Source organism: Phytohabitans sp. LZ39, assembly GCF_059359075.1.
In genome coordinates, this window is record NZ_JCADBM010000006.1 from 307,492 (window position 1) to 333,119 (window position 25,628).

At 69.4% G+C, this 25,628-nt stretch carries 26 protein-coding genes; 8 read left to right on the forward strand and 18 right to left on the reverse strand.

Translation table 11 applies throughout. The features are described 5' to 3' along the window. Window positions 1-79: 79 nt before the first annotated feature. The gene (locus tag AC5L36_RS15030; protein WP_441219123.1) at window positions 80-658 is read left to right on the forward strand and encodes an RNA polymerase sigma factor; all 579 of its coding nucleotides are present in this window, start codon (window positions 80-82) and stop codon (window positions 656-658) included. Next, window positions 655-1,197, forward strand: a complete 543-nt coding sequence (locus AC5L36_RS15035) for a hypothetical protein (protein WP_441219125.1) — start codon at window positions 655-657, stop codon at window positions 1,195-1,197. The genes AC5L36_RS15030 and AC5L36_RS15035 overlap by 4 nt, the downstream gene beginning before the upstream one ends. Here the strand turns inward: AC5L36_RS15035 and AC5L36_RS15040 are convergent. The 10 genes from AC5L36_RS15040 to AC5L36_RS15085 all read right to left on the reverse strand — a co-directional run bounded on the left by AC5L36_RS15040 (window position 1,185) and on the right by AC5L36_RS15085 (window position 12,297). Further along, complete coding sequence (locus AC5L36_RS15040; RefSeq protein ID WP_441219127.1) at window positions 1,185-3,755, reverse strand: exo-rhamnogalacturonan lyase family protein; 2,571 nt, start codon at window positions 3,753-3,755, stop codon at window positions 1,185-1,187. The two genes, AC5L36_RS15035 and AC5L36_RS15040, sit on opposite strands and share 13 nt — an antisense overlap. After that, window positions 3,752-4,675 (reverse strand): carbohydrate ABC transporter permease, encoded by a 924-nt coding sequence (locus AC5L36_RS15045; protein WP_441219129.1) that lies wholly within the window; start codon window positions 4,673-4,675, stop codon window positions 3,752-3,754. Before AC5L36_RS15045 ends, AC5L36_RS15040 begins: the two co-directional genes overlap by 4 nt. Before the next feature lie 12 nt (window positions 4,676-4,687). Then, entirely contained in the window at window positions 4,688-5,683 is a 996-nt protein-coding gene (locus AC5L36_RS15050; protein ID WP_441219130.1) for an ABC transporter permease, read from the reverse strand. 67 nt (window positions 5,684-5,750) lie between these two features. Next, window positions 5,751-7,286 (reverse strand): extracellular solute-binding protein, encoded by a 1,536-nt coding sequence (locus AC5L36_RS15055; RefSeq protein ID WP_441219132.1) that lies wholly within the window; start codon window positions 7,284-7,286, stop codon window positions 5,751-5,753. Next, entirely contained in the window at window positions 7,283-7,942 is a 660-nt protein-coding gene (locus tag AC5L36_RS15060; RefSeq protein WP_441219134.1) for a YesL family protein, read from the reverse strand. The genes AC5L36_RS15055 and AC5L36_RS15060 overlap by 4 nt, the downstream gene beginning before the upstream one ends. A 211-nt stretch (window positions 7,943-8,153) precedes the next feature. Further along, on the reverse strand, window positions 8,154-8,783 hold the full coding sequence (locus AC5L36_RS15065) for a DUF1961 family protein (RefSeq protein ID WP_441219136.1): 630 nt from the start codon (window positions 8,781-8,783) through the stop codon (window positions 8,154-8,156). Window positions 8,784-8,796: 13 nt separating this feature from the next. Beyond that, a complete protein-coding gene (locus tag AC5L36_RS15070; RefSeq protein ID WP_441219138.1) occupies window positions 8,797-9,837 on the reverse strand; it encodes a LacI family DNA-binding transcriptional regulator in 1,041 nt (346 codons plus the stop codon). Window positions 9,838-10,059: 222 nt separating this feature from the next. Beyond that, window positions 10,060-11,286 carry an RNA polymerase sigma factor gene (locus AC5L36_RS15075; protein ID WP_441219140.1) on the reverse strand — a complete coding sequence of 409 codons (1,227 nt, stop codon included), beginning with the start codon at window positions 11,284-11,286 and terminating at the stop codon, window positions 10,060-10,062. 2 nt (window positions 11,287-11,288) lie between these two features. Continuing rightward, window positions 11,289-11,642 carry a YciI family protein gene (locus AC5L36_RS15080; protein WP_441219142.1) on the reverse strand — a complete coding sequence of 118 codons (354 nt, stop codon included), beginning with the start codon at window positions 11,640-11,642 and terminating at the stop codon, window positions 11,289-11,291. A gap of 40 nt (window positions 11,643-11,682) precedes the next feature. After that, the gene (locus tag AC5L36_RS15085) at window positions 11,683-12,297 is read right to left on the reverse strand and encodes a dihydrofolate reductase family protein (RefSeq protein WP_441219144.1); all 615 of its coding nucleotides are present in this window, start codon (window positions 12,295-12,297) and stop codon (window positions 11,683-11,685) included. Between the two features lie 141 nt (window positions 12,298-12,438). Between AC5L36_RS15085 and AC5L36_RS15090 the strand changes: the two genes are divergently transcribed. Next, the gene (locus AC5L36_RS15090; RefSeq protein ID WP_441219146.1) at window positions 12,439-13,266 is read left to right on the forward strand and encodes a VOC family protein; all 828 of its coding nucleotides are present in this window, start codon (window positions 12,439-12,441) and stop codon (window positions 13,264-13,266) included. Between the two features lie 108 nt (window positions 13,267-13,374). Here the strand turns inward: AC5L36_RS15090 and AC5L36_RS15095 are convergent, their stop codons facing one another. Then, window positions 13,375-13,830: a hypothetical protein gene (locus tag AC5L36_RS15095; RefSeq protein WP_441219148.1), complete on the reverse strand. Its 456-nt coding sequence runs from the start codon at window positions 13,828-13,830 to the stop codon at window positions 13,375-13,377. A gap of 560 nt (window positions 13,831-14,390) precedes the next feature. On the opposite strand from AC5L36_RS15095, the gene AC5L36_RS15100 reads away from it, so the two are divergent. Continuing rightward, entirely contained in the window at window positions 14,391-14,771 is a 381-nt protein-coding gene (locus AC5L36_RS15100; protein WP_441219149.1) for a hypothetical protein, read from the forward strand. Here AC5L36_RS15100 and AC5L36_RS15105 read toward each other — a convergent pair. Continuing rightward, window positions 14,768-15,424 carry a GNAT family N-acetyltransferase gene (locus AC5L36_RS15105; protein WP_441219151.1) on the reverse strand — a complete coding sequence of 219 codons (657 nt, stop codon included), beginning with the start codon at window positions 15,422-15,424 and terminating at the stop codon, window positions 14,768-14,770. The genes AC5L36_RS15100 and AC5L36_RS15105 overlap by 4 nt on opposite strands. A 220-nt stretch (window positions 15,425-15,644) precedes the next feature. Here AC5L36_RS15105 and AC5L36_RS15110 point away from each other — a divergent pair, with 220 nt between their 5' ends. Next, a complete protein-coding gene (locus tag AC5L36_RS15110) occupies window positions 15,645-16,226 on the forward strand; it encodes a DUF5317 family protein (protein ID WP_441219153.1) in 582 nt (193 codons plus the stop codon). Between the two features lie 26 nt (window positions 16,227-16,252). Continuing rightward, a complete protein-coding gene (locus tag AC5L36_RS15115) occupies window positions 16,253-16,375 on the forward strand; it encodes a hypothetical protein (protein ID WP_441219155.1) in 123 nt (40 codons plus the stop codon). Between the two features lie 57 nt (window positions 16,376-16,432). On the opposite strand, the gene AC5L36_RS15120 is transcribed toward AC5L36_RS15115, so the two are convergent. From AC5L36_RS15120 to rarD, 3 genes are all read right to left on the reverse strand, one after another. Next, a complete protein-coding gene (locus AC5L36_RS15120) occupies window positions 16,433-16,873 on the reverse strand; it encodes a VOC family protein (protein WP_441219157.1) in 441 nt (146 codons plus the stop codon). A gap of 117 nt (window positions 16,874-16,990) precedes the next feature. After that, window positions 16,991-17,599, reverse strand: a complete 609-nt coding sequence (locus AC5L36_RS15125) for a dihydrofolate reductase family protein (protein WP_441219159.1) — start codon at window positions 17,597-17,599, stop codon at window positions 16,991-16,993. Window positions 17,600-17,647: 48 nt separating this feature from the next. Continuing rightward, window positions 17,648-18,613, reverse strand: coding sequence for an EamA family transporter RarD (rarD, locus tag AC5L36_RS15130; protein ID WP_441219161.1), 966 nt, complete (start codon window positions 18,611-18,613; stop codon window positions 17,648-17,650). Between the two features lie 108 nt (window positions 18,614-18,721). Here rarD and AC5L36_RS15135 point away from each other — a divergent pair, with 108 nt between their 5' ends. Next, window positions 18,722-19,603: a LysR family transcriptional regulator gene (locus AC5L36_RS15135; protein ID WP_441219163.1), complete on the forward strand. Its 882-nt coding sequence runs from the start codon at window positions 18,722-18,724 to the stop codon at window positions 19,601-19,603. 38 nt (window positions 19,604-19,641) lie between these two features. Further along, on the forward strand, window positions 19,642-20,304 hold the full coding sequence (locus AC5L36_RS15140) for an MOSC domain-containing protein (protein ID WP_441219165.1): 663 nt from the start codon (window positions 19,642-19,644) through the stop codon (window positions 20,302-20,304). An 18-nt stretch (window positions 20,305-20,322) separates the two neighbouring features. Here AC5L36_RS15140 and AC5L36_RS15145 read toward each other — a convergent pair whose 3' ends face one another. The 3 genes from AC5L36_RS15145 to ileS all read right to left on the reverse strand — a co-directional run bounded on the left by AC5L36_RS15145 (window position 20,323) and on the right by ileS (window position 25,484). Beyond that, entirely contained in the window at window positions 20,323-21,201 is an 879-nt protein-coding gene (locus AC5L36_RS15145; protein WP_441219167.1) for a helix-turn-helix transcriptional regulator, read from the reverse strand. Between the two features lie 39 nt (window positions 21,202-21,240). Beyond that, window positions 21,241-22,263: a zinc-dependent alcohol dehydrogenase family protein gene (locus AC5L36_RS15150; protein ID WP_441219169.1), complete on the reverse strand. Its 1,023-nt coding sequence runs from the start codon at window positions 22,261-22,263 to the stop codon at window positions 21,241-21,243. Between the two features lie 104 nt (window positions 22,264-22,367). Next, window positions 22,368-25,484 (reverse strand): isoleucine--tRNA ligase, encoded by a 3,117-nt coding sequence (gene ileS, locus AC5L36_RS15155; RefSeq protein ID WP_441219171.1) that lies wholly within the window; start codon window positions 25,482-25,484, stop codon window positions 22,368-22,370. Window positions 25,485-25,628: the final 144 nt, after the last annotated feature.

Here is a 25,628-nt window from a genome sequence, read left to right on the forward strand (position 1 = left end):
GGCCACCGCTGGGCGTCCTCTTGGCTGGCGAGATGGAGAACCGGTGTAACGGCGGGTGGGGTTGGTGGCAAGAGAAGGTGTGACCGATAACCGAGCCGCCAGTGACCTGGACGTGGAGCGGGTGCGCCACATCGGCAGTGACCGGGAGGCGCTGGAGGAGTTCTACCTGGCCCACTACGCGGATGTGGTCCGCTACTTCGCGCGTCGCCTGCGGGATCCGCACGACGTGGCGGACCTCGTCGCCGACACGTTCATCGCGGCCATGCAGTCCGCCGCGCGGTACGACCCAGGGCGTGGACGGCCGCTGGCGTGGCTGCTCGGCATCGGACACAACACATTGCGCCGCTTCCACCGTCAGCGCGCGGCCGATCGGCAGGCGGTGACCCGGTTCGCCGGACGCCGGCTGCTGGACGCCGAGGACATCGCGGTCCTGGAGGACCAGATCGCCGCCGAGCAGCGGGTACGGCCCGTTCGCGCGCTGTTGGGCGAGCTGTCCAAGACCGAGCGCGAGCTTGTCCAACTGGTCGACGTCACGGGACTGACCCCGAACGAGGCCGCGACCGCGATGGGGATGCTGCCCGGGTTGGCGAGGGTGCGGTTGTTCCGCGCCCGGGCACGGCTGCGCACCGCGTTGCGACTACAGGAGGAACCAGAATGACCAACTTCCAGCAGGCTCTGCTCGACGAACTGCGTTCCCGGGCGGTGGCACCGGCGGGGGAGCCGGCGCCGGTCCGGCGGGTCCGTCCGCGGCTGGCCCTGGGCGGCGTCGCGGTGGGCATGGCCGCCGTCACCGCGGCCGCCGTCAGCGTCGTCCACAAGGGACAGACTCCGGCGTACGCGGTCACCAACGAGCCGGACGGGAGCGTCTCGGTGACCGTGAACCGGGTGAGCAGTCCGGTGGAGGCGAACCGGAAGCTGCGTGACACGGGCAACCGGGTCGTCGTCATGCCGCCCTCGGCCCCCGAAGACTGCCCGGTTTCGGACCGGGGCACGGTGGCACCGGACGGGGTCACCTCGTACATCGTCATGCCGGAGCCGAACGACAACATCGCGCGGGTCTACCCGCACAAGCTGCCGCCGAACACCCTGGTCGTGGTCATCCCGAGCAAGCGTGAGCCGGGTCAGCCGCCCAACGCGGTGGCGATCCCGTACCTCGCACCCGGACCGAAATGTGTGGTGGACCCCTACGCCGGCTGAGCGTCGGCGGGACGGGTGTGGGGGATGAGGGCGAGCAGCTGGATCGCGGCGAGCCCGTACTGCGCCGCGTCGTTGGTGCGCACGAACGCGGCCTCGTCGACCGGCATCAGCACCTGGGCGCCGTCGATCCGGGTCAGCGTCCACTCCGGCTGGCGTTGCAGGGCGTTGCTGTTGAGCTGGTCGCCCTCGTCGAGGGCGAACTTTCGCCAGGCGAGTGCGGCCAGGTCGGCGTCGCCGGTGCGCGCCGCGGCGTACGCGGCGAGGCGGCTGTGTGCCTGGACGAGTGAGATGCCCGTGAGCGCCTGCCCCACCTCGGACTCCTGCCGCTCCGGCGGTGCCAGGTAGAGGCGGCAGTAGTCAAGCCAGGCCCGCTCGAACTCCGGCAGGTCGAGGTCGAGGTCGATGAGCTCGGCAATGACCTCCGGGAGGCCGAAGACGGCCGACAGGTGCGAGACGCTGACGCCGTCCAATGTGGTGTCGAAGCGGCCCGTCGCCAGGTCGAGCCGGGCCTGGCCGGTGAGGAAGCCGTGCCGCAGCTTGCCGATGTCGGCCATCGTGCCGAGCAGCCGGTCGCGTGCCCGGGTGTCGCCGTGCCGCTCCCACCGGGTGAGCCAGGCGGCGGCGAGGGATCCCCAGTCGGTGCCGAGGCTGACCGACAGGGCGCTCGGGTCGGGCACGTAGGCGTCCGTGCGGATCTTGCGATGTGGGTCGACGACCACGAACGTCTCTTCCGGTGAGGCGAGCTCGTCGAGCAGGTCACCGGTCCGCTCGTCGGCGGTCAGGTAGTAGTAGAACCGCCGGTAGACCGCGTTGGAGATGCGCAGCTGCTTGCAGCTGCACCCCCAGTGCTGCACGTTGTGCCGGGAGCCGAGGCCTTTCCAGCGGCCGAGGTGGTAGACGTCGACCTCGCCGGTGTGCCGGGTCATCGCCTCGGCGAAGCGGAAGACGTCGGCCCGGCCGGTGCGCAGGTACTGGTACCACAGCCACAGATCGGGGGAGAGCTCCGAGTTGTCCCAGGCGTATCCGCCGACGTCGTAGCGCCAGGTGTGCCGGTCGGGGTCGTACTCGTGCATGACGTCGCCGTAGTCCCAGAACCCGTACCAGCGGCGTTGTTCGCGTTGGCGTACGTAGTAATCGAACAGGAAGTCCAGGCGCTCCTCGACGTCCTTGTGGCGCGCGTCGGGCAGGCTCCAGCTGCCGAAGACGTTCGCGGCCCGCAGATGCTCGGGCGAGGCGGTCAGCAGCCCGGGGGAGCTGAGCATCGAGGCGTGCTCGGCGAGCTCCTCATTGGACGGTGTCGCGTCGTGGACCCGCAGGCTCAGCTCGTGTGTCCGCGCGATCCCGTGCGGGGTACCGTAGCCGGGCTCGTAGTCCTCGTAAGTTATCTCGAGGCCCTCGAGCTGCTTGGCGAAGGTGTCCTGGCCCATGCCGTCGTGCCAGTAGCGCAGATCCATGGCCGGGGCGGTCGGCGACCACATCCACACCGTCGCCGTCGCCAGGCCGGTCGCCGCCCCGCGGATGTCGAGCCGGGTCGGATGCAGCTTCCAGAAGTCGCGAAGGCCGAACCCGAGACCGCCTCCGGTCGCGCCACCGACGTATCCGTATCCCGCCGACCGGGTACCCGACGGGATGGTGACCCAGGCGTGGCCGGGCGCCGTCCGCTTGCGTAGCAGGAAGCCGTCGGCGCTGGTCTGGTCGAGGGTGTAGTCGTTCCACTGTGGAATCAGATGCAGCCGCCCGGAGACGGCGGGATCGGCGATGTCGCCGACCGCGTGGCCGGCGACCTGCCGGCGCCGCACGGCAGCGCCCGGGTCGCGGCGCAGACCGGTCAGGCCGCGGACCGCCTCGGTGAGGAATCCCTCCGGTCCGGCGAGCCGGACGTGCCGGTCGTGCGGGTCGTCGCGCATCACCACGTCGGCGCTCAGCCCGAGCCCGGCGAGGAAGTCCCGCTCGGGATCGCCGTCCCAGACGAAGGTGTGCACGACGCGTACGTCCGGGGCGCCGGCGTAGAAGTACAACCGGACGCTGAACGGCAACCAGCCGCCGTGGTGTCCTTCCAGCCGTACGACGGCACGCACCGGACCGTCCTGCTCGACCGTGATCCGCTCGACCTCGGCGGTGATCTGGTGGCGGTTGCGGGAACCGTCTTCGTCGGGCCGGTGCTGCCGCAGGCTCACCAGCCGCGCCGCCCGCACGACCTGCCGGCCGCCGTACTCGATCGACGCGATCAGGTGCGGGCGGCGCAGCGTCCACGTCACCGGCCCGGTGCCGACCCGGAGCTCGTCGTCCGACGCCACCACCGTGACCGGCTCGGCGGGTGGGTCCGGGGCGCGTCCGGCCACCACCTCGTACGACGCGGCGGGGTCCTGCTGCCGGCCGATCGCGTGCGCCGACCACTTGACCGAGCCGTCCGGCCAGGTGGCCGCGGTCCAGCTTTGCAGCGGCGTGCCGTCGGCCAGCGCGAACGGGGTATCCGCGGCGACCGTGCCGCGGAGCCAAGGCAGTCCCCAGGTGACGCCCTGCCGCCTGGGACCGTCGAGCCAACCCAGGCGGGTCACTCCTTCACCGATCCAATGAGGACACCCTTGGCGAAGTGCTTTTGCAGGAACGGGTACACCAGCAGGATCGGCACCGTCGCCAGCACGATGACGGCGAACTTCAGGCCCTGTAGCGGGAAGGCCGCGGAAGCCTGCTGGTTCAACACGTTCTCCGAGTCCGAGTTGGGCGCGGTGAGCTGGCGGACCAGCACCTGGAGCGTCCACTTGTTCTCGTCGTTGATGTAGAGCAGCGGCGACATGTAGTCGTTCCAGATCGCGACCGCGTAGAACAGCGAGAACGTCGCGATGACCGGCTTGGACAGCGGCAGCACGATCCGCCAGAAGACCTGGAGCTCGTTGCAGCCGTCGATCCGCGCCGCCTCCTCGAGCGCCTCCGGCAGCTCCTGGAAGAACGCCTTGACGATGAGGAGGTAGAACGGGTTGATGGCCAGCGGCAGGATCAGCGCCCAGTAGCTGTCGAGCAGCCCGACCTCGCGCACCACCAGGTAGGTCGGGATCATGCCGCCGGTGAAGATCAGCGTAAAGAGGACCAGGTTGATGAAGAAGGTGCGGCCCGGCAGGTTCCGCTTCGACAGCGGGTACGCCATCGTGAGCGTGAGCGCCACCTGGACCACCGTGCCGACGGCGGTCACGCCGATGGTGGTGAGCAGCGCGCGGATGAACACGTCGCCCGAGAACATGAATTCGTACGCGTCGGTGACGAACTTCTCCGGCCACAGGAAGAACGGCCGGGCGTCGATCTCGGATTCGGAGGCGAACGAGCCCGCGAAGACGTAGAGCAGCGGCAGCACGGTGATGGCCGCGAGCGACAGCAGGACGAGGACGTTCAGGACGTCGAAGACCCGGCTGCCGAGCGAGTCGTAGTGCCGCACCGATGAGCGCTTGCCGGTTGCCTTGCGGGCGACCTTGTCGAGTGCCATGTCAGTCGCCTCTCAGTACAGTCCGCGCTCGCCGAGGCGCTTGGCCAGCCAGTTCGAGCCGACGATCAGGAACACACCGACCACGCCCTTGAAGAGGCCGACCGCGGTGGAGTAGCTGAAGGCACCCTGCGTGATGCCGACGTAGTACACGAACGTGTCGAAGACGTCCGCGGTCGAGCGGTTGAGCGAGGTCGTCATCAGCCAGATCTGTTCGAACCCGCTGTCCAGCAGGTTGCCCGAGGTCAGGATGGCCATCACCACGATCGCCGGCCGGATCGCGGGCAGCGTGATGTGCCAGAGCTGGCGCCAGCGTCCGGCGCCGTCGACCCGGGCCGCCTCGTACAGTTGTGTGTCTACACTGGCCAGTGCGGCCAGGTAGATGATCGTCCCCCAGCCGGTCTGCTTCCACAGCAGCTGGAGCACGATGATCGGCCGAAACCAGTCGGCCTGGGCCACGTAGTCCGCCTTCTGGCCGCCGATGATGTCGTGGATGAGGTTGGCGAGCACACCGAAGTCGGCCGAGAACAGCAGGTAGGTCAGCGACGCCACGATCGTCCACGACAGGAAGTGCGGGATGTAGATCAGCGACTGGACCGAGCGCTTTACGATCCGGACGCGCAGCTCGTTCAGCATGAGCGCCACCACGATCGGCGCGGGGAAGACGAAGACCACGGTGAGCAGCGCCAGGATCAGCGTGTTGGCCATCAGGCGGCCGAAGTCCGGGCCGCCGAAGAACGACTCGAAGTGCTTCAGGCCGACCCACGGGCTGTCCGCGTACCCGAGAAACGGCACGTAGTCCTTGAAGGCGATGTGCAGCCCGTACATCGGCCAGTACTTGAAGATCAGGAAGTACACCACGCCGGGCAGCAGCATCAGGTACAGCCACCGGTTGCGCGCGACAAGCGCGAGGCGGCGGCCCGGCGACCTCCGGACCCGTACGCGCGGGGCTCGTGGCCGCGTGGTCTTCGGCGTTTCCGGCGCCACGCCGGGGACCAGATCGGTGGCCACAGCGGCCACCTCCTATCGAAGGCGGGAAGGGGGCCCGGTCTGGTGACCGGGCCCCTTTCGAAAACCGTTACTTGGGAAGCTTGGACACCAGATCGTTGACCTCCTGCGCGACCTGGGTGCCGCCGCTGTCGTACCAGCGCTTGACCTCGGCCCGCAGCTGCTCCTCGGTGATCTCGCCGGACAGGTACTTGATCCGCGCGTCCGGGACGATCAGGTCGAGCGTCTGGCCCTTCTCGATCTGCGTCGGTGCGAGGACGGGCAGCGCCGGGTTGTGCACCGCCGTCTTGAGGTCCTCCTGCATCAGCGTGTCCCGCAGCTCGAACAGCTTCGTCTCCTGCTCGGTGGGGAACTTGGTCGGGAAGAGGCTGCCCCCGACGCTGTACCGGGTGCCGAGCTGGATGAAGGCCTTGTCCACGTCGTTCTGGAGCGTCTTGACCTGGGGGTCGTCCTGGTTGATCAACACGGCCTTGCCGTCTTCGAGGTTGTAGTTACGGCCCTGGATGCCGTGGGTCAGCAGCGCGCCGCCCGTCTTGTCCTGGAGCTTGTCCAGCGCCTTCAGGACGTCATCCAGCTGCTCCTCGGTCCGGATCCGCTGCTTGCTGATGGCGAGGACGTCGAGGTACCCGGTGAACGCGAGGGAGAACTTCTGGCCGTCGGACCGCTTCATGTTGCCCACCATGGCGACCTTGTCCATGTCCTTCGGGTCGGCCTGCCGGAACCGGCCGGCCAGGTCGGTGCCGCGGACGTTGACGTCGATGATGATGCCGCCCTTGCCCTGGATGAACGGGTCGTTCCAGCTGCCCGCGTCCAGCGTGGCGAAGTCCTTGTTGACCAGGCCCTCGTCGACCCACTTCTTCATGAACCGGTTGGCCTGGTAGAACTCCTCGGTGTCGAAGCCGGGCACGAGCTTGCCGCCCCGCTCACCCCAGCCGTTGGGCGCGCCGAACCAGGTCTCCATCGTGTCGTACGGGCTGTTGCTGGCGTAGAAGCCGGGCCACTTCGGGATGATCAGGCCGTACGTGTCCTTCTTGCCGTTGCCGTCCGGGTCCCGCTCGGTGAACGCCTTGGCCATCTGGTACAGGTCGTCGACCGTCTGCGGCTCCGATAGACCAAGTTTCGCCGCCCAGTCCTTGCGGTACACGACGGCCGACCGCAGCAGCGGCCGGGTCCGGTAGATGCCGTAGATCTTGCCGTTGACCGAGGAGTTGAGCGCCCGCCGCTCGTCGGCCGGCTTGAGGTTGGGGTACTTGTCGAGCTTGTCGGTCAGGTCCCAGAAGGCACCGGCCTGGGCGGCCCGGACGAACGTCGGGCTCTTCTCGTTCACCCCCATCACATCGGGGAGGCTGTTGGACGCGAGCGTGACGTTGAGCTTTTCGTTGTAGTCCGCGTTGGGCACCCAGGTGATGTTGAGCTTCTTGCCGATGTGCTGCTCGACGGCCTTTTGCAGCTCGCCGCCCGGATCGGGTGCCGTGCCGAACAGCTTGGTCATCACGTTGATCGTGTCGAGTGAGGAGGCCTTCTCCTCCTCGCCACCGCAGGCGGTGCCGGCCATGGCGGTGCTCAGCGCGAGCGCGGTGGCAACGATCCGGGTCTTTATCGTCATGAGAGTCCTTTCGCTTGTAGACGCGCCTCGTTTTCGGCGAAGAAGCGCAGGCATAGCCAGGTGTCCAGCTGGATCCACCCGCCGATGGCGATCACCAGCACCAGGAACGGGAACGTCGCGGACGCGTACACGACCGCGGTGAAGATGAACAGCAACAGGACGGTCGCGGCCGGACGGGTGAGGGCGAACAGCGAGGCCTTGGGGAAGTAGCCGAGTGTCCGCAGGTCGAAGTGCACGGCCATGGGCAGCAGGTACGCCGCGACCACGACCACGGCGACGATCGCCGCGAAGGTGGCCAGCCGGAACCCCGTGCCCGCCGATCCGAGCGAGGCGAAGTAGAAGTAGTTGACGACCAGAAGGACGGTCGTCCCGGCCAGGGGCAGGACGATCAGAGACCCGCGCCCGAACTCGCGACGGTAGGCGGCGGCGAACGCCGGCCAGGACTGAAATGTTTCACCTCGTGCGCGCCGCCGGGCGAGCGTGTAGGCCGCCAGCGTGGCCGGCCCGATCCCCAGGACCACCCCGCCCGCCAGCGTGAACACCAGCCAGAGCAGGTTGAGCTTGGCCGCCCAGACGACCTCGTCCGTGGCCTCGTAGAGTCTTGTCGCCCAACCGGTCGCGCTCGCCGCGCGTGGTGGGTCGGATGGCGAAAACATGGAAGACGGAGCTCGACGCTGCACGCTGGCCTGCCTTGGGGCGAGCGGGGGTTACGGATCCAAATGTGTGAGCGACCGTAGCCCTGAATCGTCTCAATGTCAACGCCAGGAAAGGCCTTGCCTCAAGGGCTTCAGGGGACTACCTTCCGTTGTAGCCGGGCTTCGTCGCGGTGCGCTGACGCGCGGCGTCGGGCGTTTCGCGGCCAGCCGGTCAGTGCTCGGTCACGCGAAGGTTGGCGTATTCGCCGATCATCGGCGCCATCTGCCGAAAGCCGAGCTTGCCGCCGGAGAGCGGCTGGTCGTCCTGCCATCGAAACGACACGAGATCCGCCACCTCGAAGGTGATCACGCCACTGTGGACGGTGAGGCGCAACGGGTACGGTCCCTGCGCGTCCAGCACCGCGGGCAGCGGGTCGGGCCCCTGCGCGACAAGGTGGAAGCCGTAGCTCTTGCGCAGGTTGCAGGTGTGCAGCCGGCGTTCCGACGGCCACATCCGGCGAAAGTACGACACGTGGTAGGCGTCCAGGTCGCCGTGGTGGTACTGCTCGTACCGCCCGGTGCGCGGCGCCAGATCGAAAAGATCCTCGCCCTGCCGCCCGCGCGCGTGGAAGAAAACGATGCACAGGCCGGGCTCCCGGATCGGCCAGAAGTCCCACTCCACCGTGACGTCGGCGCCGAAGTCCCGCGGACACCACAGCACCACGTTGGCGTCCTGGCCGTCCCCCGGCGGGCGCAGGCTCTCCAGCCTCAGCCGTCCGCGCGGGAACGACACGGCGCCGTCACCCTCCAGCCGGAACGCCGCCAGGTCGTCCGGAGAGCTCAACGGGTTGACGTAGGGCATCGGCGTCGACTCCTCACCGTTGTCGCGTGGTCCCGCGCGCGACGAGCTCGGGCTTGAACAGCATCTGTCGATGTACGTGATCCGGGTTGGTCGCCTCGTCGATGAGCAGCTCGGCCGCGGTGCGCCCGAGCTCCCGCCGAGGCTGGCGCACCGACGTGAGGGGGACCGTCGCGGCGGCCGCGAAATCGATGTCGTCGTAGCCGACGATGGCGAGGTCGTCGGGCACGCGGATCCCGAGCGTGGCGCACGCCTGGAGCAGGCCCAGCGCCAGCAGGTCGTTGGCGCACACCACCGCGGTGGGGCGCACCTTGCGGGACATGCCGGCGATCCGGGCACCCGCACCGCGGCCCTCCGCGACGGACAGCGCGTCGGTCCGTACCACCACGAGGTCCTCGCCCGTGTACCCGGCGGCGGTCAGCGCCCGCCACGCGCCCTCCCGCCGGTCCCGAACCTGTCCGATCCGCTCCGGACCGCCGACGAACGCGATCCGGTCGTGGCCGAGGTCGAGCAGGTGGTCGACCGCGAGATGCCCGCCGAGGACGTTGTCGACCGCCACCGAGCAGTGCATGTCGCCGGCGCGGGTGCGGTCGACGATGACCACGGGTGTGCCGCGCCGGGCGAGGTCGTCCAGCAGGGGATCCTCGGGATCCACGGGCGTCACGAGTACGCCCTGCACCCGCTGGCCCTCCAGCCGGGTCAGGTAGGACCGCTCGCGCTGTCCACGCTGGTCGCTGTTGCACAGGAACACCGACAGGTCGGCCTCCTCGGCCACGTCTTCGACCCCGCGCGCCACGTCGGTGAAGAACGGGTTGCTCGCGTCGAGCATCACGTACGCGAGCACCCGGCTCTTGCCGACGCGGAGCTGGCGGGCCGACTCGTTGCGTACGAAGCCGAGCTCACGCATGGCCTGCTCGACCCTCGCCCGGGTGCCCGCACTCACCCGCTCGGGACGGTTGAGGACGTTGGACACGGTCGCCATCGACACGCCCGCCGTCGCCGCGACGTCCTTGACGCTCGCGGAGCGCGCGGCGCCTCCGGCGGCCGCCAACACCATGCCGTCGCTCCTCGGTCCTGACCGGGTCGTGACCCCGCGCGTGAAACGTAACAGCGCGCGCGAGTATGGCTGCGGACCCGCAACGGAGGCGGCTGACTGGCAGCGCCCGGACCTCCTGTGCCACACCCGCTTCGGCGTGAACATGCGGGCGCAGCGGATCCTACGCGGCGATTGAAACAATTCACAAGAGCGGGCGAACGCTCGCCCGCGGATCGACCGGCATCAGCCCAGCTGGTCGCGGCGGCGAATCAGGGCGGCGGTCTCGGCGGTGTTGCCGGCCAACTCGATGGCTTTGTCGTACGCCGCGCGCGACTGCTGACCGCGGCCCAACCGGCGCAGCAGGTCGGCGCGGGTCGCGTGGAAGGCGTGATAGCCGGCCAACTTTTCCCCGAGCCGGTCGACGGCCGCCAGCGCCACCTCCGGCCCGTCGAGCTCGGCGACCGCGATGGCCCGGTTGAGGGCGACGATCGGCGAGCGGTCGAGGCGGACGAGCTGGTCGTAGAGGGCGACGATCTGCGACCAGTCGGTGTCGCGGATGTCGCGGGCGGAGGTGTGCACGGCGTTGATCGCGGCGAGGATCTGGTAGCGGCCCGGCGCCACCCCGGTCGCCAGGCGCTCGCGTACCAGCCGGTGACCCTCGGCGATCAGCGTCCCGTCCCAGGCCCCGCGGTCCTGCTGGTCGAGGGTGACGAGCTCGCCGCTGGCCGATACCCGGGCGGTGCGGCGGGCCTCGGTGAGCAGCATCAGCGCCAGCAGCCCGGCCACCTCACCGTCGTCCGGCAGGAGGGCGCGGACCAGGCGGGTGAGCCGGATCGCCTCGGCGGTCAGGTCGTGCCGGACCGGATCGGCGTCCGGGCTGGTCGCCAGGTATCCCTCGTTGAAGACCAGGTAGAGCACGGCGAGCACACCGGAGACGCGGGCCGGGAGATCGTCCGCGGAGGGCACCCGGAACGGGATGCGCGCCGCCTTGATCTTGGCTTTCGCGCGGGTGATGCGCTGCCCCATGGCGGTCTCCTGCACCAGGAAGGCGCGGGCGATTTCGGCCACGGTCAAACCGCCGAGCATGCGCAGGGTCAGCGCCACGCGGGTCTCCATCGCCAGCGCCGGGTGGCAGCAGATGAAGATCAGCCGGAGCCGCTCGTCGTCGACCGCGCCGAGAGGCTCGACGGGGTCGTCGTCGTACAGCATCTGAGCCTCCTTCTGCTTGTCGTCGCGCTTGTTTTCGCGCCGGATCCGGTCGATGGCCTTGCGGTTGGCGGTGGTGGTCAGCCAGGCGCCGGGATTGGGCGGCACCCCGTCGGCCGGCCACCGCTCGACGGCGGTCGCGAACGCCTCGGCCGCCGCCTCCTCGGCGATGTCGAGGTCACCGAAACGCCTGGTCAGGGCGGCTACCACCCGCGCCCACTCCGCGTGGTGGGCACGGGTGATCGCCTCCTGGACGTCGATCACGCTCACTCGCCCGGAAACGGCCGCGTCGCGATCCCCAGGAACGGCCGCACTTCGACCCTCCGGTTGCACGCCTTCGACCCTTCGGCCGCGAGCTTGAGCGCCACGTCGAGGTCGGGGGCCTCCATGACCCAGAAGCCGGCGAGGTGCTCCTTCGACTCCACGAAGGGTCCGTCGGTGAACAGCGCCTCCTCGCCCCGGTTGTCGATGACGGTGGCGGTGCTGGGTGAGTTGAGGCCGCCGGCGAACACCCAGTGCCCTTCGGCCATGATCCGTTCGTTGAACGCGTCGATGGCGGCCCTCTCCTCGGGCGTGGCCGAGTTGGTCCTGTCGTCGATTACGGAAACCATGTAGTGCATCTCGAAATCATCTCCTGTGGGGTTTGTGCGCCGGCCGCGGTCAGGCGGTCGCGTATCGCGGGCGGCCGGTGGGCCGGTAGACCTGGAACGTGAGCCCCTTCGAGGTGCTCCGCAGGTCGACAAGGTCGAGCGCCGTGTCCGGGCCATTCTCGGGGAACAGCCGCGTGCCCTGCCCGATGACCATGGGATAGGTGAGCAGGACGATCTCGTCGACCAGGCGGTTGTCGAGCAGCCACCGGATCAGGGCGCCGCTGCCGTGTACCTGGAGCTCCCCGCCGGGCTTGGCTTTCAGGTCGCCGACGGCGGCCGCGAGGTCACCGGAGAGGACGGTCGTGTCCGCCCACCGCGGGTCGGTCAGGGTGGTCGACGTGACGTACTTGGGCTTCGTGTTCAACGCCGTCCAGATCGGGCTGTCGCCCGGATCGTCCCACGTTCCCCAGGATCCGGCGAAGATCTCGTACGTCCGCCGGCCGAACAGGAACGCGTCGGCGCGCTCGTAGACCTGGTTGAGAAACGTCGCGGCCTCGCCGTCGTCCTCGAAGAACGGCAAGGCCCATCCGCCGCGCTCGAACCCGCCGCTGCGGTCCTCGTCCGGCCCGCCGAGCCCCTGGATCACCCCGTCGAGAGAGACGTTCGTGACGGTCGTCAGTTTCATGGTCGATCATCTCCTGTGGTTTGCGGCGCCCCCGCGGGCGGCCTCTCACCCTTGCCACGAACGCCCCCGCCTCGATCCGACACCACCGCCGGAATTTTTCGTCTTGACCCTGACGCGCGACAGGCCCGCAGAATCGACATCGTGGACGACGATCACATGGACGACCAATCCGGGCGGTGGCAGATCGGGCGGTTCGCCGAGCTCGTCGGCCTGAGCATCCCCCAACTGCGCCGCTACGACCGGCTGCGGCTGCTCGAACCCGACGGCCGCGAAGCGCGGTCCGGCTACCGTTACTACACGCGCGGCCAGACCGGCGCCGCCCGGGCGATCGCCTTACTTCGATCGTTGGACATGCCCATCGCCGACATCCGCCAGATCCTGGCCGGCACCGGCGACGCCGAACGGCGCCAGCTGTTTCGCGACCACCGCGCGCGGCTGGAAGCCCGCCTTGACGAAGTCCGCCGCCTACTCGCGGCGGTGGACACCCTCACGCAGGAGGACACCATGCATGCCGACGCGCAGACCGAGATGACCGCCTGGCTGCATCTCATGCCCCGGCTTCCGGTCACCGACATCGACCGCTCGATCGCCTACTACCAGGAGGCACTCGGCTTTCGCCTCGCGTGGCGTACCACCGACGGCACCCTCGCCGCCCTGTCCAGCGGTGACATCGAGATGCTGCTGCTCGTCCCCTGGCGCGGCGACTCGCCCCCGCCCGCGCAGTCCGCCTACGTGTACGTCGAGGATCCGGACGCCCTGTGCGCGGAGTACCAGCAGGCCGGCGCCGACGTCGTCGACCCGGTGGCCTCCCGCCCCTACGGCATGCGGGACTTCGTCGTGCGCGACCCGGACGGGCACCGCTTCACCCTCGGCCGCGGCGAAGAGCGCCTGCGCGAGGTCGCCGGCCACTACGGCCTCACCCCCGAGACGATCGCCGTCGACCCCTGGCTGCCGCGTCCTCGGACCTGAGGATGACGCGGGCGACCTCGCCGATCGACGTCGCGGATCTTGGCCGGCATGAAGGCGGGTGGCCGTTCCGGCGGGAGGGCGATGCGGGGAGCCCTTGGTACACGTCACCTAGGTCGGCATGCCTGCTTCGGCGAGCAGGTCGGCGGCGAACACCTCGTCGCGGATCGCCTGCTCGACCACCAGTTCGGCCAGCTGGTCGGGCGTGAGCCGGCGCGCCGCCTCGGTGTAGAGGGTGCGTTCCGCGTCGTCGGGGTCGGGGTTGGGTGGTGTCGCGGACGCCGAAAGGTGGACGCATTCGGCGACGGCCGCCAACATGACCGCGGCCGCGTGGGCGCACAGGTCCTCGCCCGTGTCGGGGCAGGCGCACCGGCCGGTCAGGGCGCCGTCCACGATCCCGACCCAGGGGCGCAGGCTGCCTACCGGGTCGTGCACCGGTGCCTGGACTCCGCCGCCGACGGGCTCGAGCTCACCGATCCGGTCATCGTCCCGCAGCCGCTGGGCGGCTTGCTCCACGCCGGGTGGGATGGACTCACGAAAGGCCTCGACATCAATGCGAACCGCCACGCGGGCACCCTACCGGCCGCGCTCCGGCAGATTTCCCCCGCCCGTGTCAGCTGGAGACCGTATGCTCCCGCGGGGACCGCTCCCGGCCGGCGGCTCGCGGGGCGAGCCGAAATCCCCGGCCGTCCACTGCCAGGTCCGCGGGACAAGCCCCGAAGGGGTTCTTCGTGGGGCCTATCTCCGCCATCCTGACGCAGTGTCACCAGCTCATGGGTCGAGACTTCGAGATCTCGGAGAGTTGGGGTTGAAAATAGCGCCCTAGCTTTCCGAGATCTGGAATCTCGCGCCGCTCACCTCGCCGCGGCGGTTACCGGCGGCGACGAAAATCCGCAGCTTTCCCAGAGCGCCGATCCGGGAGCAGACATTGTGGACAAACAGTGACCGTCGCGCGGCCCAATAGGGGTGAGCGCGACCAGCGGCGGACGGGTGAGGCCGCGGGAGCGGCGGTCTGGACCACGACGGACGTCGCGGTAGCTCAAATCTTTGTCCTAAAAGGAACTTAGCGCCCGGCCACCTCGACTCCGAAAGGTCTCTAGACGAGGGTCCATCACGGAGGCGCTGACATGTCCGGGCGTCTCCTGCTCGTCTGCCGGCTCCTGGTGCGGGACCTGCGCCGCCGCCGGACCGAGACCGTCCTGCTTCTGACCGCCATCGCCGCCGCCACCGCCACGCTGACCCTCGGCCTGACCCTCGACGAGATCGCCAACCGGCCGTATCAGCAGACCCCGGCCGCCAGCGCGGGCCCGGACGTGATCGTGACACCGCTGACGACGAGCGCGGCGGCCTGGTCTGGGTCGACCGGGGCGACATCGCCACACTGGCGGGCGGGCAGCCGCGTTCGTACACGCTCAACCTCAAGCTCACGGACCCCGGCGGCCAGCGCCGAGTCGCGACGCGGCGCCCGGTCGTGGACACACTCCGGTCCGCACCGACCTGACGGCTAGCCGCTCGCGCCGGCTACGACCTTCGCCTCGGTCAGGTCCGTGGTGTCGGTGGACCGGCCGAGCCACACCACCGGCGCCGGATCGGGCACCTCGATGGGCTTGAAGCCCATGTTGTCGTAGTACTTCAGCCCGCCGGGATTGTGTGCCGACACGCACGCGTGCACGCCGGGCACACCGGCGGCGTTCAGCGCGTCGAGGTAGGTCAACATGAGTTCCCGGCCCAGACCCAACCGGTGGTACTCCGGTGCGAGGTCGATGTGCAGATGGGACGGATAGTCCTCGATCCCTGGCATGACCATGCGCGGGTACGAGTTGAAGTGCAGGCAGTAGACCCACATCTCGTCCCAGGTTTTGGGCGACTCGATCGGCTGCGGGTACTTGCGACCGATCTCCGGAGCCCACTCGTCGCGGAACCAGGTCGCAAACCTCACCGTGTCCGCGCAGCCGACGATGTAGCCGACCGCCCGGCCGCCCTCCTCGACGACAAAGCACAGATCGGGGTCGTGGACCGTGTACGGCACCAGGAAGATGTCGGGCAACAGGTCCGGGAACTCCGTCATCGGGGTGGAGTCCTGCCCCGAGTTCGCGGTACGCACGCAGATACGACGCGTCTCGTCAAGGTCCAAATCGTTGTGCAGGCGAATCGTAGCCATAGCCCCTCATCACTTCGACGGACATCGACGGAAATCCTGCCACGCGCGGCGACGGCTCCGCTCGAGGGGCGCTGGAATACCGCAAGAGGCACGCCTGCCGGATCGGCGTCAGTGAACCGTCAGGATGACGAAAGACGTCCGTGAGCGCGCGTGCCTAACGTAAAGCGTCCGGGATTCGGGTCGGTGCGGTTCATGGGGGGATGGCGTGCCAGGTTGGCGCATGTGGGCGCTCATGCTGCTGCCCATTGTCATTTCCCTGATCGTGCTGGCCATCCGCCGCGGCGGGCTCCGCGCGCTCCAATCGATCCGGCTGCGCGGCCTCTCCCTGATCTGGGGCGCGGCGGCCGTGCAGTTCGTTCGGATCTCGGATCCGGCCTGGGCGTCCGCGGTCCTGCGGCCGGGCGACGGCGTGCTGCCGGTGGTGCTGATCTGGCTGCTCGGCATCGCCTTCGTCGCCGTCAATCTTCGCTCCCCGTCGGAAAACGTCCGGCCCGGTCTGGGCATCTTCGCGCTCGGATTCACCCTCAACACCGCGACCATCGCATTGAACGGCGGCATGCCGCTCTCGGCATGGGCTGCCCGCAAGGCCGGATTTTCCGAGCGGGCGATAGCGGCGTCGAACGAGATATCCGCGGAGACCATGTTCCCGATTTTCGCGGACGTCATTCCCGTCCCCGCGCTGCGGATAGTGCTGAGCCTGGGAGACCTCTTGATGTTCGCCGGAATCTGCTGGCTCATCATCGCGCTGGCGAGGCGCGACGCGCCCGCCCGGTCCACGTCCCAACCGGCGCCGAGTTTGTAAATCACGTTCGATGGAAGGAGGTGTACATGCTGACGAGTCTGTTGTCGGAGCGCCCATTGGCGCGACGGATCTGGTTCGCCGCCGCGTCGATCGCAACCCTGGCGGTCGCCATCTATGTTTTGGCCGCACCACAAACCGAGTCGATGTAAATGTCGCGCGCCTGGCTCAGGCGGTATGCCGGGGCCAGGCGCGTACCTCAGGGGTCGTCAGCTGAGCTGTTCGGCTAGTCCGACGACGATGCCCTCCGGGCCGCGGACGTAGCAGAGCCGGTAGATGTCCTCGTACCGCGCTACCTCGCCGACGAGTTCGGCGCCGTGGGAGCGCAGGCGGGCGACGACGGCGTCGATGTCGTCGACGGCGAACATGACGCGACGAATGCCCAACGTGTTCGCCGGCGCGTCCTTCGGCTCGGGGCGGATCGCCTTCGGCGTGTGGAACATGGCCAGCTCGATCCGGCCGTTGCCGTCCGGGGTCCGCAGCATCGCGACCTCCTGGCGTACGTCGCTGATCCCGATGACCGCCTCCACCCAGGCTCCCTCGATTGGTCCCTTGCCTTCCAGTTCCATGCCGAGCTCGACGAAGAAGGAAATAACCGCGTCGAGGTCTTCGACAACGATGAGGACGTTGTCCATCCGATGGATCGTCATGGTGGGTCTCCTCGGTGTGTACGGCCCGGTGGCGCACGTCTGCTGCTGAGACGGAGCCGCCAGGCCGTTCTCGACGTCTTTTGTTCCGGAAGCTTCGAGCCAGTACGGCTCTTCAGTTCAGGGCAGCACGCGGTAGGTCACGTGCGTGACCAGGCTCGTCGCCCGTGCGCTGACCTGCTCGAGCGTCAGCGGCGGCACGCCGTCGAACAGCCGGGTGCCGGCGCCGAGCGTGAGCGGCGCGATGTGCAGCCGCAGCTCGTCGATCAGCCCGGCGGCGAGGTACTGGTTGATGGTGGTCGCGCCGCCCATGATCGCGACATCGCCGTCGCCGGCCGCCGCGCGGGCCTGTGCCAGGGCCGACTCGATGCCGTCGGTGACGAAGTGGTACGTGGTGCCGCCGTCCATCGGCTGCGGGTCGCGCGCGTGGTGGGTGAGCACGAACACCGGCGCGTGGTACGGCGGCTCGTCGCCCCACCAGCCGTTCCACTGCCGGTCCCACTCGCCGCGCACCGGGCCGAACATGTTGCGGCCCATGATGAACGCCTTGGCGGCCAGCATCTGGTCGATCTCGGCCTGGTTCTCCTCGGCGGCCTCGGTGAACCAGGCGTGCAGCTTGTCGCCCCAGCCGTCGCCGCTGTCGTCGCCGAACGGGCGCTCCTCGGTCTGGTTGAGCCCGGCCGTGTACCCGTCGGCCGACATCGTGATACCGCTGATTACCTTGCCCATTGCTCTGTCCTCCTCGTATGACTTTCGTCGGGTGAATGCCGAACTTGGTCAGTAGCGCGCCGCGACGGTCGCCGGCTGCGGCATCACGCGCGTCCGGCGGGTCCGCTCGCGAGTGACCGGGAGCGATCCCGTGCGGCCCTGAGCCCTGGCGTGGCGGATGCCGTCGATCGTGAACACCGTAAGCGCCAGCCAGATGAGCGCGAAGCCTGCCAGGCGGGCCGGTGGCATGGGCTCGCGGAAGATCAGCACACCACAGCCCAGTTGCAGGGTCGGCGTGATGTACTGGAGCATCCCCATCCCGGTCAGCGGGATCCGGTTCGTCGCGCCGGCGAAGAACAGCAGCGGGATCGCGGTGACCAGGCCGGCCGCCACCAGCAGGGCGGTGTGGCCGGGCGAGATCGCCGCGAACGTCGCCTCCGACCGCCACACGAGCCAGCCCAGGTGCCCCAGCGCCGGCAGGGCCAGCACGGCGGCCTCCACGAAGAGCCCCTGCGCCGCGGGCAGACCCAGCCGCTTCTTGAGCAGCCCGTACGTGGCGAAGGTCAGGGCCAGCGTCAACGCGATGTACGGGATCCGCCCGTAGTTGACGGTGAGCACGACGACCGCCACGCCGCCGATCCCGACCGCGGTCCACTGGGCGGCCCGTAGCCGCTCGTTGAGGACGCCGACGCCCAGCAGCACGACGACCAGCGGGTTGATGAAGTAGCCCAACGCCGTCTCCACCACGCGGTCGGTGTTGACGCCGTAGATGTAGGTACCCCAGTTGACCGCGAGGATGCCGGCGGCCGCCGCGACGCCGCCCAGCGTGGCGGGACGGCGGACGAGCTGCCACAGCGGGCGCCAGCCCCGCACCGCGATCAACACCACGGCGAGGACCGCCACGGACCAGACGACCCGGTGCGCCAGCACCTCGACCGGACCCGTGGGACGCAGAAGCTTGATGTAGAGGGGCATGAAGCCCCACAGCGAGTACGCGCCGATGCCGTACAGGTAGCCGAGGCGCTGCTGGCTCATGGCATCTCCTAGAGGTTCCGGGCCAAGTTCGGTAGAACTCAGCATGGATCAGATGCCGTATGACGTCTAATGCCAATTCTGAGTAGTACACATTGCTATCCTTAATGAATGCTGAACCTGGTTCACCTCAAGGTCCTGGCCGCGGTGGCCCGACACGGGTCGGTGACCGAAGCGGCAAAGGAGCTGCACTACTCCCAGCCGTCGGTGAGTCACCACCTGGCCCGCCTCGAAGAGGCCACCGGTGTCAACCTCGTCCAGCGGATCGGCCGCGGGATCCGGTTGACACCAGAAGGGCGGCTGCTGGCCCATCGAGCCGCCGAGATCGTGGGACGGGTCGACGCGGCGACCAACGAGCTGGCCGCACAGGTCGGTCTCCAGTCGGGACGGGTCCGGCTGGCCGCCAACGCCTCGGCGCTGAGCACGATCGTGCCCAAGACGGTCGCCGCGCTGGCTGAGGCGTACCCGGGGATCGAGCTGAGCCTGGTCGACCGCCACCCGGTCGAGGCGCTGCAAATGCTGCGGCACGGCGAGATCGACGTCGCCCTCGTCTTCCGCCACGCCGACACCCCGGCCGAAGACGAGGGATTCCGCCTCGTCCACATCGGCGACGACCCGATCTACCTCATCAGCCGGCGCCCCGACGACAGCCTGACCAACCATCGCCACTCCGCCTGGATCGGCGGTTGCGAGCGGTGCCAGGCGGAGCTCGTCACCGTATGCCGTCGGGAAGACTTCACCCCACGCATCGCCTCACTCAGCGACGACATGGTCGTCGTGCAGTCGCTGGTCGCCGCCGGCATGGGCGTCGCCACGCTGCCCGGCCTCGCACTCCAAGCGCATCGCCGGCCCGACATCCACGCCACCAAACTCGCCGGCTTCCAGCGCCGGATCTACGCCGCCACCTACGGCGACCCACCCGACCCGCCGGCCGTCGCCGCGGTGCTGGCCGCACTCACCGAAGCCGCCACGCCGCCGGCGGATGGGAAATAGCGTGGCTCGCGGTGGCCCGGGCGGCTAGGTTGCCGGGCGTGAGCAGGATTCTTTCGGTCAACCTGGCGGTGCCAGAGCCCAACCCGGCCAAGGGCGTGGGCATCACGGGCATCAACAAGCAGCCGGTCGACCACCTGGTCACCGTGCGCGCGCCAGGCCCCAAGACGACCGGGTTGCACAGCGGCCTGGTCGGCGACCAGATCTTCGACATCGCGCACCATGGCGGCGACGACCAGGCCGTGTACGCGTACGCGCGGGAAGACTACGACTGGTGGCAGGCGCGGCTCAGCCGCCGGCTGGCCAACGGGCTCTTCGGCGAAAACCTGACGACCGAGGATCTCGACGTCAACGGCGCGGTCATCGGTGAGCGGTGGCGCATCGGGCCGCGGCTGGTCCTACAGCCGACCTTCGGTCGCATCCCGTGCGCCACGTTCCAGCACAAGATGGGCGAGCCGCGCTGGGTGAAGACCTTCACCCGGGCGAACCGTCCGGGTGCGTACCTGCGCGTGCTGGAGCCGGGCGAGGTGTGGGCCGGTGATCCGGTGACCGTGGAGGACCGCCCGGCGCACGGGGTGACGATCGCGACGGCCTTCCGGGCGTACATGACCGAGCCGGAGCTGCTGCCCGAGCTGGTCGAGATCGACGGGCTGCCCGACGATCTGCGCGACACCCTCGCGGAGCGGTTGCCCCAGCGGCGGTAGCGCGCGCCCGGACGCCTTTCACTCCCGGCGCACCGGGTCGGCGCGGACGGACGTGTGCTCGTCGGCCGCGAAGGCCTGGGTGGCGGCCCAGCCGGCGAGGAGGGCCATCTTGTCGGCTGACGGGCTGCCTTCCTGGACGGTGTACGTGCAGATCATCAAGCCCGGCTCGCCGGGCATGTCGAACGCGTCGAAGGTGACATCGATCTCGCCGACCTCGGGATGGCGGTAGACCTTCTGCCCGTGGCGGTGCTCGTGTACGTGATGGTCGGCCCAGTCTTCGCGGAACTGCGGGCTGAGGGTGGACAGTTCCCCGACGAGCGCGGTGATGTCGCTGTTGAGCGGGTCTCGGCCGGCTTGCAGGCGCAGCATCGCGGCGTTCATCCGCCTGGCCAGCGGCCAGTCGACGAAATACTCCTTGGCGCGCGGGTCGAGGAAGATGAACCGGCACATGTTCGGCTTTTCGGCCTCGAACGGCGGCGAAAACAGGGCACGGCCCATGAGGTTCGAGGCGACGAGGTCCTGCCGCGGATTGAACACCACGGCGGGCACCGCCAGATTGTCCAGGACCCGCTGCACCGAGGGGCGCACCGTCCGGGCGGCCGGCGCCGGCTTGCTGGGTGCGGGGCGGGCCAGGTCGAACAGGTACTCGCGTTCGACGTCGTCGAGTCGCAACGCCCGAGCGATCGCGTTGAGCACGCTTTCCGAGGCGCCGCGGATGTTGCCGCGTTCCAGGCGGGTGTAGTAGTCGAGGCTGACGCCGGCGAGCATGGCGACCTCTTCGCGGCGCAGCCCCGGGACCCGCCGTTCCCCGCCGTAGTCGGGGAGGCCGGCCTGCTCGGGCGTCACGTGCGCGCGGCGGGAGATCAGGAACTCCCGCACGTCGTCTTTGTGGCTCACAGCTTCACCTCGCCGCCTCGACGATAGATCCATCCGGCGTCAGAGCGTGAGCAGCACCTTGACGGCGCGCCGCTCGTCCATGGCCTTGTACCCTTCCGCGGCCTGCTCCAGCGGCAGGGTCAGGTCGAAGACCTTGCCCGGGTCGATCTCGCGGTCCCAGATCAGCTGGATCAGCTCGGGCAGGAACCGGCGCACCGGGGCCGGGCCGCCGTGCACGTGGACGCCCGAGAAGAACACCGCGGGGCCGGGAATCGAGACCTCGTAGTTGACGCCGACGATGCCGATGTGCCCGGCCGGCCGGGTGGCGCCGATCGCCTGCATGGTCGACTCCTGGGTGCCGACCGCCTCGATCACCGAATGCGCCCCGAGCCCGCCGGTGAGTTCCTTGATCTTCGCCACGCCCGCGTCGCCACGCTCGGTGACGATGTCCGTCGCGCCGTACTCCAGGGCCCGTTTCTGCCGCTGGGGGTGGCGCGACATCGCGATGATCCGCTCCGCGCCCAGCTGCTTGGCGGCCAGGACGCCCATCAGGCCGACCGCGCCGTCGCCGACGACCGCGACCGTCTTGCCCGGCCCGACCTCGGCGGCCACGGCGCCGAACCAGCCGGTGCCCAGCACGTCCGAGGCGGCCAGCAACGACGGGATCAGCTCCGGGTCCGGCTGTCCCGGCGTGGCGACCAGGGCGCCGTCCGCGTACGGGATCCGGGCCTTCTCGGCCTGGGTGCCGATCGTCTGCGACACGAACTGGCGGTTCGGGCACTGCGACGGGTACCCGGCGCGGCAGATCTCGCAGGTGCCGTCGCCGATGGCGAACGAGCCGACGACGAAGTCGCCAACTTCGAGGGTCCGCACCCGCGCGCCGACCTCCTCGACCACGCCCACGTACTCGTGGCCCATGACCTGATGGTCAGCCGGCTCGATCCCGCGGTACGGCCACAGGTCAGACCCGCAGATGCAGGTCGCGGTCAACCGGATGATCGCGTCGGTCGGCTCGACGATCTTCGGGTCGTCGCGCTCCTCCACCCGCACGTCACCGGCGGTGTACATCACCACTCCACGCATGAACCTATCGAACCTCGGTGGCCGGTCCCACTGGGAGGGTTTGTCAGGACCCCCCACCCCCCACCCGGCGGGCGTAACGGCCGTCACCGCGCTATCCGCGCGCTTCACGCCTTCCGGAGCCAGAACGTCAGCCCGATGGCCTCGTCCGTGAAGGTTTCGGAGCCGGTCCAGGCCGGCTTGCCGGCCGCGTAGTCCGTGGCCAGGACCTCCTCGGCGATCAGGTCGCGGTGCTCGGTCAGGGCGAGGGCGGTCTCCTCGTCCCCGGCCACGAACCGCAGCTGGACGCGGTCGGCGACGTCCAGCCCGCTGGCCTTGCGCGCCTGCTGGATCTGCCGGATGGCCTCCCGGGCCAGGCCGGCCCGGCGCAGCTGGGGCGTCAGACGCAGGTCGAGCGCCACGGTCGCGCCGGCGTCGGAGGCGACGGCCCACCCTTCCCGCGGCGTCTCGGTGAGGATGACCTCGTCCGGGCCGAGCGTGACGAGTTCGCCGTCGACCTGGACGGTCGCCACTCCCGCCGCGCGCACGGCCTTCTTGAGCGCGGCGGCGTCGGCCGCCGCGATCGCACGGGCGACCTGTTGCACGCCCTTGCCGAACCGCTTGCCGAGCGCCCGGAAGTTGGCCTTCGCCGTAGTGTCCACAAAGGAGTCGGAGGCGGGGTCGACGGTGCCGACGTTCAGCTCGGCGGCGATCTCCGCGAGCAGGTCCGGGGGCAGCTCGGCCAGGCCGGTCGCCGAGACAAGTGCGCGGGCCAGCGGCTGGCGCACCTTCATGGCCGACTCGGCCCGCGCCGCCCGGCCGAGCTCGACAAGCCGGCGGACGAGCGCCATCTGGTCGGCCAGCTCGGCGTCGACCAGGGACGCGTCGACCTCGGGAAACGCCGCAAGGTGTACCGACCGCGCCGCTCGCGGGTCGACGGACACGACGAGGTCTTGCCAGACGCGTTCGGTGACGAAGGGGGTGATCGGCGCCATCAGCAAGGTCACGGTGCGAAGCGCCTCGTGCAAGGTGGCCAGTGCGGCCGGATCGCCGCGCCAGAACCGCCGCCGGCTGCGCCGCACGTACCAGTTGGACAGGTCGTCGACGAACCCGGCGAGCAGCTTGCCGGTCTCGTGCGTGTCGAACGCCGCCAGCGCCGCGTCCACCTTACGCACCAGTTGGTTCAGCTCGGACAGCAGCCAGCGGTCGAGCACCGGCCGGTCGGCCGGCGGCGGGTCCGCGTCCGACGGCGACCAGCCGGCGGTACGGCCGTAGAGCGCCTGGAACGCGACGGTGTTCCAGTACGTCAGCAGGGTCTTGCGAACGACTTCCTGAAGCGCGGTGTGCCCGACCCGGCGCGCGGACCACGGCGAGCCGACGGCCGCCATGAACCAGCGCACCGCGTCCGCGCCGTAGGTGTCCATCAGCGAGATGGGTTCGATGATGTTGCCGAGGTGCTTGGACATCTTCCGGCCGTCTTCGGCCAGGATGTGGCCCAGGCAGACGACGTTTTCGTACGCGGAGCGGTCGAAGACCAGCGTGCCGACGGCCATCAGGGTGTAGAACCAGCCGCGCGTCTGGTCGATCGCCTCGGAGATGAACTGCGCGGGAAATCGCCGCTCGAACAGCTGCTTGTTCTTGTACGGGTAGCCGAACTGGGCGAACGGCATCGAGCCCGAGTCATACCAGGCGTCGATGACCTCGGGCACCCGGGTGGCGGTCAGCGCGCACGAGGGGCAGGTGAACGTGACGCCGTCGACGAAGGGCCGGTGCGGATCGAGCGCCGACAGGTCTTCGCCCGCCAGCCCACCCAGTTCGGCCAGTGAGCCGACACAGGTCAGGTGGCCGTCGGCGCAGCGCCAGATCGGCAGGGGAGTGCCCCAGTAGCGGTTGCGGGACAGCGCCCAGTCGACGTTGTTGGCCAGCCAGTCGCCGTACCGGCCGTGCTTGAGCGTCGCCGGCTGCCAGTTCGTGCGCTCGTTTTCCCGCAGCAGGGCGTCACGGACGGCCGTGGTCTTGACGTACCAGGACGGCTGCGCGTAGTAGATCAGCGCGGTGTGGCAGCGCCAGCAGTGCGGGTACTGGTGTTCGTACGGTGTGTGGCGCAGCAGCAGACCGGCCCGGCGCAGCTCCTCGACCAGCGGCTCGTTCGCCGCGCGGAAGAACAGACCGCCGACCAGTGGCACGTCCGGGGCGAAGGTGCCGTCCCGGCGCACCGGGTTGACCATCGGCAGCCCGTACGCCCGGCAGACGGCCAGGTCGTCCGCGCCGAACGCCGGCGACAGGTGGACCAGGCCGGTGCCGCTGTCCGTGGTGACGTAGGACGCCAGGACGACCAGATGCGCGTCGGGCACCGCCACAAGATCGAGCGGCGGACGGTAGGTCCAGCGTTCCAGCTCCTTTCCGGTGAACGATTCGCCCGTCGCCGTCCAGCCCTCGCCCAACACCGAAGCCAGCAACGGTGCCGCGACCACCACCTGCTCGGCACCGTCCGTCGCCACCACGTACGTGACCGCGGGGTTGACCGCGACGGCCGTGTTCGACACCAGCGTCCACGGCGTCGTCGTCCAGACCAGCAGCGACGCGCGCCCGGCCAGCGGGCCCGAGGTGAGCGGAAACCGGACGTAGACCGCCGGGTCGACGTCCGTCTCGTAGCCCTGTGCCAGCTCGTGGTCGGACAGCGTCGTCTGATCCCGCGGACACCACGGCGCGACGCGGAAGTCTTCGACCAGCAGGCCCTTGTCGAAGATCTGCTTGAGCGACCACCAGACCGACTCGATGTACTCCGGATCCATGGTCCGGTACGCGTCGTCCATGTCGACCCAGTAGCCCATGCGCTCGGTCAGCTCGGCGAACGCGTCGGCGTGCCGGGTCACCGACTCCCGGCACCTGGCGTTGAACTCCGCGATGCCGTACGCCTCGATGTCCTGCCGGCCGCCGAACCCGAGCTCCTTCTCGACCGCGAGCTCGACCGGCAGGCCGTGGCAGTCCCAGCCGGCCTTGCGGGCGACGTGGCGACCCTTCATCGTCTGGTAGCGCGGGAAGACGTCTTTGAACACCCGCGCCTCGATGTGGTGAGCGCCGGGCATCCCGTTCGCGGTCGGCGGCCCCTCGTAGAACACCCACTCCGGTCGCCCCCGCGACTGCTCCAGGGTCCGCGCGAAGATGCTGTTTGCCCGCCAGAACCGCAGCACCTCGTGATCGAGCGCGGGCAGGTCGGCCTGAGCCGGCACTGAGCGATACACGCATACCTCCGTCGGACACCGAAACAGCTGCCAACGGAGGGACGAGGCGAAAGCCCCGCGGTACCACCCTCCTTGACCGTGACGCGCCGTCACGGCCCACTCGAAGTGGTGCGGTCGGTTCTACTCGGCCGGGACGGCCTTTCT

Coding starts and splice junctions, on each gene's coding strand:
- AC5L36_RS15150 (WP_441219169.1), bottom strand. CDS start 22,263: ATGCGTGGAGTGGTGATGTACACCGCCGGTGACGTGCGGGTGGAGGAG.
- AC5L36_RS15120 (WP_441219157.1), bottom strand. CDS start 16,873: ATGACGATCCATCGGATGGACAACGTCCTCATCGTTGTCGAAGACCTC.
- AC5L36_RS15135 (WP_441219163.1), top strand. CDS start 18,722: ATGCTGAACCTGGTTCACCTCAAGGTCCTGGCCGCGGTGGCCCGACAC.
- AC5L36_RS15105 (WP_441219151.1), bottom strand. CDS start 15,424: ATGGCTACGATTCGCCTGCACAACGATTTGGACCTTGACGAGACGCGT.
- AC5L36_RS15125 (WP_441219159.1), bottom strand. CDS start 17,599: ATGGGCAAGGTAATCAGCGGTATCACGATGTCGGCCGACGGGTACACG.
- AC5L36_RS15085 (WP_441219144.1), bottom strand. CDS start 12,297: ATGAAACTGACGACCGTCACGAACGTCTCTCTCGACGGGGTGATCCAG.
- rarD (WP_441219161.1), bottom strand. CDS start 18,613: ATGAGCCAGCAGCGCCTCGGCTACCTGTACGGCATCGGCGCGTACTCG.
- AC5L36_RS15060 (WP_441219134.1), bottom strand. CDS start 7,942: ATGTTTTCGCCATCCGACCCACCACGCGCGGCGAGCGCGACCGGTTGG.
- AC5L36_RS15115 (WP_441219155.1), top strand. CDS start 16,253: ATGCTGACGAGTCTGTTGTCGGAGCGCCCATTGGCGCGACGGATCTGG.
- AC5L36_RS15035 (WP_441219125.1), top strand. CDS start 655: ATGACCAACTTCCAGCAGGCTCTGCTCGACGAACTGCGTTCCCGGGCG.
- AC5L36_RS15065 (WP_441219136.1), bottom strand. CDS start 8,783: ATGCCCTACGTCAACCCGTTGAGCTCTCCGGACGACCTGGCGGCGTTC.
- AC5L36_RS15070 (WP_441219138.1), bottom strand. CDS start 9,837: ATGGTGTTGGCGGCCGCCGGAGGCGCCGCGCGCTCCGCGAGCGTCAAG.
- AC5L36_RS15110 (WP_441219153.1), top strand. CDS start 15,645: ATGTGGGCGCTCATGCTGCTGCCCATTGTCATTTCCCTGATCGTGCTG.
- AC5L36_RS15045 (WP_441219129.1), bottom strand. CDS start 4,675: ATGGCACTCGACAAGGTCGCCCGCAAGGCAACCGGCAAGCGCTCATCG.
- AC5L36_RS15100 (WP_441219149.1), top strand. CDS start 14,391: ATGTCCGGGCGTCTCCTGCTCGTCTGCCGGCTCCTGGTGCGGGACCTG.
- AC5L36_RS15055 (WP_441219132.1), bottom strand. CDS start 7,286: ATGACGATAAAGACCCGGATCGTTGCCACCGCGCTCGCGCTGAGCACC.
- AC5L36_RS15080 (WP_441219142.1), bottom strand. CDS start 11,642: ATGCACTACATGGTTTCCGTAATCGACGACAGGACCAACTCGGCCACG.